The organism is Planktothrix sp. (assembly GCF_046067725.1).
In the GTDB taxonomy this organism is placed as follows: Bacteria; Cyanobacteriota; Cyanobacteriia; order Cyanobacteriales; family Microcoleaceae; genus Planktothrix.
Genome location: NZ_JBJUDF010000305.1, coordinates 1 through 5,487, shown reverse-complemented (window position 1 = coordinate 5,487; position 5,487 = coordinate 1). Strand labels below are relative to the sequence as shown.

The window sequence follows — 5,487 nt, the reverse complement described above, 5'->3', positions numbered from 1 at the left end:
TCTTTGTTCAGAAAAATAGAACTGTCTAACCGAGTAAAGCCCTACATTGTAAAGGTTTTTACTCAATCTACACAGTTCTCTCAAGGCAAGGAACTCTTGCTTACTGAGGTCACGAATTTGACATTTTTGAGTCAGATACATTAATTAGTCCTCTGTCTACAGCTATTATATAGCGAAAGTAGATTTTGGTGTTGACAATCTAATAACTAGGCGGCTAAAGCCGCTAATCGGTTTTCCTCCTGGCTCTGAAGATACAAGGTTTCCAACCTCTAGGAGTTTTTTATGAAAATAGAGTTACAAACGCTCTATCAGAGTAAATAGGGGTTGTTTGGCTCAACCTTTAAGAGTTACACTCTATAGACGAATCTCCCGCATCTGATGAAAGCAGATTGGGGAGAGCGTCAATCTTAGAATGAGCTATGGTGTAAAAACTGACCCAGCTTGGTCTGTACCAAGTTTTAGGGGAAATTTTACCCCAATCGCCATTTTCGCGCGTGGTGCCTTCATCGGAGTCAGATTGTGAAACTCGGACACAGGCTGCGTGGGTATGAGTGGCGGAATAGCTGAATGAGCAGATAAATAAGAGGTTAATCACGAATGGGGACACAGGACAATCAACCGCCACCCTTTGGATCGGGAGAAACCAGACCCGCAGACGAAATCCTCAGTTCGGTGATGCAGGAGTTAGAAGCGTTCCATTGCCAAATGAAGGAACAGATGTCTCAGGACATTCAACGACTCCAAGCGGATAAGCTTCGCTTAATTGAGGATATTGAAAGCCTGCAAATGGAATATCGACGACTGCAATCCCAGCAGTTCCAAGCATTGTCTGATCGTATTCCTCCTAATCCAGCTTGGCTGAAACAACTGACCCAAATTGTTGCTCGTAATGTAGAACAAGCCTTAATTGCACGGATCAATCAAATTAAAGCAGCCAGTGATTCACCGTTATTAGCCAGTGATCCGAGTGGATTTGTTCCTCTGTCTGATCCCAACGATGAAAATATTAGTAATCGAGAGCTAGAAGCGGTTTTGGAAACAAGCCTTAACCATACATTCCAAGCATTACAACAAGAATTAAATCACTACCAAAGTGACCTGTCTCGACGCTTGAACAATATGCAAACTCTTGAACAGCAAGTGGAAACTTTGCTGGAAACCATTATTGTTCGTTTGCAACAGCAAGCAGAAATTCCAACACTCCCAGGAGATAATCAGCCACGGGAACTTTCAGGCTCCATTCTCAGTCGCGCACTTCCAGCAGCAAAGGTTGCATCGACTCAACAACGGCAAGCCCCGGTACTAGAGCAGAAGTCCTCAAATTCGGTGCAATTTGGCTTATTTTTGGCGTTGCTATCGGCTGTATCCCTGTCGTTATTTAACGTCTGTCTCAAGATTCTTCTCAAAGGTCCTGCGCCCCGTGAAATCTTTGGTCTGTTTTCACTCGAAGGGATTATCGCTCCAGGGATTGGAAATTCCTTATTAATTTTGTTACTCCGCCTGATTGTGGTCATGGCACTGATGCCTATGGTGGCAACGTTCCTGTATCCTCCAGTGTGGACAGATTTGCGACGCTTTTGTTACTCTGGTGATCGTCGCTTAATGTTGAAGGTTATTGGGAGTGGATTTTTCTTATTTTTATCCCAAGTTGCTATCTATGTAGCCATTGGTGAAATTCCCACCGGAATTGCAATTACGATTTTCTTTATTTATCCGATTGTCACGGTGATCGCCTCTTGGGCTTTATTTGGAGATCGACCGACATTAATCCGAGTGATGGCGATGATTACGATTTTGGCTGGCGGTATTCTTTGTTTACCAGCCCCAAATCCAAATATAGCGATGGGAAATGTACAGTTAGGGGTCATAGCGTCTATCTGTGCGGGTGTCGCCTTTGCAGGTTTTACCTTACTCACACAAATTGCAACCACAAAACTTCATCCCATCCCTTTTACCTTGGTTAACTTTGCGACAGTTTTTGTGTTTTCAGCCCTGAGTTTAATGGTATTACCGGAAAACTTAGGAGTTCGTCTGGAACCTGGAGTTTGGAACAGTTTAATCATTGGGGGTGTTGTGTTAGGGGTTCTAACTCTATCCAGTTATTTATTAAACAATTTTGCCGTTCGTTTGACGGGTGCAGCTTTAGCCTCGATTATCGGAACAACCGGGCCTGCGTTAACGGCGTTATTTGCTTTCTGGATTATTGGTGAGGCGATTAAACGGCAACAAATCTACGGAATGGCTTTTGTGATTTTGGGTGTGGGCGCCATTGGTTTTGAACGCTGGATCGCCACCAAACGTAAAGCCAGCTAGATATTAATCGTAGAGGGTGGACAGTAGACGGTTGAGTCTTGACCGTTTGGCAACAAGTGCTTACTGATGTCGGCTATTAACCGTAAACCGTTAACAGACAACACTTTATCATTGGGAAAATACCCCTGTTCCTCTTAAAACATCCAGAAACGCGAAAACAGCGGGAACATGGAAACCATTTGACCAGATGGCCGCACCAATCACTCTTTCTAGCGGAACAGGTAAGGCTCTCACTTGTACTGTTTGGGGAATGGGTAAAGCGGCTAAACGGGGTAATATGGCGGCTCCTAAACCTTGAGCTACCATGCTAACAATCGTTGAATCTTCTTTAATTTGATAGGCAACTTTTAACGATTGTCCCCATTTAGCCCAATGTTCCCGCACCGCCGAGGTACATTCAGCATAATTGAATAATATAAAAGAGTAGGTCGAGAGTTCTTCCCAGGTTAAGGTGTTGGGAATTTCAGCGATGGTGCTTGGAAGCAAAACCACATATTCATCTCTGGCGATTTCCCAGGTTTGAAATTCTTCAGAACGGGGTAAGGGAAGTAACCCAATATCGACTTGACCCGTGCGTAGCACTTGTTCGATCCCTAATGGATCAGTTTCAGTAATGCTGAGTTCTACATCAGGAAAACGGTTGCGAAATAAGGCAACTTTTGAAGGGAGGATATGGGTTGCGGCACTACGGAAAGACGCAACTCGAATTTTGCCCCGATGTAAACCCTTTTCTAAGTTGACTTCATAATTAATTTTCTCTCGGAGTTCTAAGATTTTACGGGCGTGTAACATCACCCGTTCTCCAATTAAGGTGGGACGAGCACCAAACCGTCCTCGCAGCAGTAAGGGTACACCGAGTTCATCTTCTAAAGAAGCGATCGCTCGACTGACCGCAGATTGAGAGATACTTAAACTCAATGCTGCTTCTGAAAAGCTTCCCAATTCTGATACCGCCAGTAAAATTTCCAATTGGTCAATGTTCATCTTCGTTAAGCCCTTAGCGATTAGCTGTGAGCTTCTATATTCTGGACACACACTTTGAAGTAGCCCGTATAAAAAATAAAATTGTAGGATCTGTAAGCTAAGGGTACTCAGCCCTAAATCGGATCAGGATTATTTTACTCTCTAGTTCAGTTTTTCTGAAAACGTTGAGTAAACTTTAATAAACTAAATTGTATTATAGTAAATTTTAATCGCTTTGACCCTGGGAACGGTTATAGTAGACTTAGCATCATTCATTAAGATGACCGAAATATTTATATTAAGCTGTTCATGAGTCTATGTCTAAATTTGACTTTTCAAATTCAAAAATAGGATGGATATATTTATCATTTTCAAGTTTATTATTGATTGTGTTTGCCATCGGGTTTTTTCACTTTGATAATACAATTCGTCGCGGTCAGCAAGCTCAAGGTCGATCAATTTTAAGAAGTTTAATTCAGAATCAGAATAAACAATTTAGAAACTACGGTAAATTTACTCCTAACTTAGAAAACCTATATCGAGGAACTTCAAAAGGTATTGGAACTTATCAATTTAAAATGACGGTGGCATCGGATCGGGTATTTTTTGAAGCGATTCCGATTACTTGGCGTCGCGTTAGTTATTCTGGGGCAATCTTTAAGATTAATAACAATCAATCGGTTATCTTAGTGGGAGGAATTTGTAAAAGCCCTCGCTCTACCTTTACTGCTCCAACTCCTATTCAGCCACCCTTTCCCAACTTTTATCAAGTTCGTTGTCCCATTGATGCTGAATTGATGGAATCTATGAAATTTCTGGATTAAAATTAGAGAGATATTGTCATGATTTTCAGATTTATACTTGACTTTTCTAGCCTTTGACTCAATCTTTACCACACTAAGTAGGGAAGAACTGACCCAGAATTGCAAAAAAAGTTTTCAAAAGGGGGTGACAGGTAAGGATGGCTGTGCTATATTAGTAACTTGGCTGCGAAATTAACTGCAGCAGTGTTAATAAGCGGATGTGGCGGAATTGGTATACGCGCACGTTTGAGGGGCGTGTGGGCTTCCCTTGCGAGTTCGAGTCTCGCCATCCGCATTGACCTATTAAACAATAGAATTTACCTTCTCGTCAGACTTTCACAGCACAAAAACATCTCCGGAATTTTATTCTGCAACACGAAAGTCAACATTCTGAAACGATCGCCTTCGTTTTACAATTACAACATTTAGCAACGGGAACCTATAAACCCACTACCATTTCCAACTGCACTATAAACATATCTTAACTGAATCCATCTCCTACCTTAATCAAGATTCCTCCTGGAGAATTTACAACGGGGAGTAGCGCACCAGAAGCGTTTGATAATGAAAGACCTGCTCATCAACGCTATTTAGAAAGCTATTGGATTGAACGTTATCCGGTTACCTGTGGACAGTATCGAGCATTTATCAAAGCCCAAGGCTACCAAAATTCTCAATGGTGGTCAACGGCAGGTTGGCAATGGTTACAACAAAACCCTGTTCATCAACCCCTTTATTGGTTAGATGATCCTATCTATTAACATCATCCAGTTTGCGGGGTGAGTTGGTATGAAGCAGAAGCCGATTGTAACTTTGTCGGGAAGCAATTACCCACCGAAACTGAATAGGAAAAAGCAGCCTCCTGGAATACAACAGATCATATCCAACAATCCTATCCTTGGGGAGAGGCAAAACTGACTTCCGAATCCTGTAATTGTAATCAAAGCCAATCCCAAACTACTGCCGTAAACGCTTATCCCAATGGCATTAGTGCCTATGGTCTTTACGATACCCTAGGTAACGTTTGGGAATGGACATCCAGTATTTTTGAGGGTTACGAAGGATTCCAACCTTGTCCTTATTATGGGTATTCTCAAGTTTACTTTGATGGTCAACACCGAATTTTAAAACGAGGCAGTTGGGCTACCCGTTCCTGGGCCATGCGATGTAGCTTCCGCAATTGGCATCATCCCCACGTTCGACAAATTTTTGCTAGATTTCGCTGTGCTTCCAGTTAAATGATCAGGTTCTCCTGAATTCGGAGAATCTCAAACTCCTTCGGAGCAAGGATTCTCAAAAAAGGAAAAAAAAGTTGGAAAAAGGGGTTGACAAACCCGTGAAGGTTAGATACATTGGTAAATGCGCTTGAGAGACGAAAGGAACGAGAGCGCACCGAACCTAGAAAAAA

Annotated in this window: 3 protein-coding genes, 1 tRNA gene and 1 pseudogene; 4 read left to right on the top strand and 1 reads right to left on the bottom strand. The window is 42.3% G+C overall.

What is annotated here, in order from left to right:
• Window positions 1-597: 597 nt before the first annotated feature.
• A complete protein-coding gene (locus ACKPEB_RS19015; protein WP_408966544.1) occupies window positions 598-2,313 on the top strand; it encodes an EamA family transporter in 1,716 nt (571 codons plus the stop codon).
• 108 nt (window positions 2,314-2,421) lie between these two features.
• Here the strand turns inward: ACKPEB_RS19015 and ACKPEB_RS19010 are convergent, their stop codons facing one another.
• On the bottom strand, window positions 2,422-3,297 hold the full coding sequence (locus ACKPEB_RS19010; protein WP_408966543.1) for a LysR family transcriptional regulator: 876 nt from the start codon (window positions 3,295-3,297) through the stop codon (window positions 2,422-2,424).
• 296 nt (window positions 3,298-3,593) lie between these two features.
• Between ACKPEB_RS19010 and ACKPEB_RS19005 the strand changes: the two genes are divergently transcribed.
• The 3 genes and pseudogenes from ACKPEB_RS19005 (at window position 3,594) to ACKPEB_RS18995 (ending at window position 5,317) form a co-directional block, all read left to right on the top strand.
• A complete protein-coding gene (locus tag ACKPEB_RS19005; protein WP_408966542.1) occupies window positions 3,594-4,100 on the top strand; it encodes a type IV pilin-like G/H family protein in 507 nt (168 codons plus the stop codon).
• Between the two features lie 193 nt (window positions 4,101-4,293).
• Window positions 4,294-4,374 (top strand) — tRNA-Leu (locus ACKPEB_RS19000).
• Between the two features lie 190 nt (window positions 4,375-4,564).
• Window positions 4,565-5,317: pseudogene (locus ACKPEB_RS18995) on the top strand (SUMF1/EgtB/PvdO family nonheme iron enzyme).
• The last annotated feature ends 170 nt before the right edge of the window (window positions 5,318-5,487 follow it).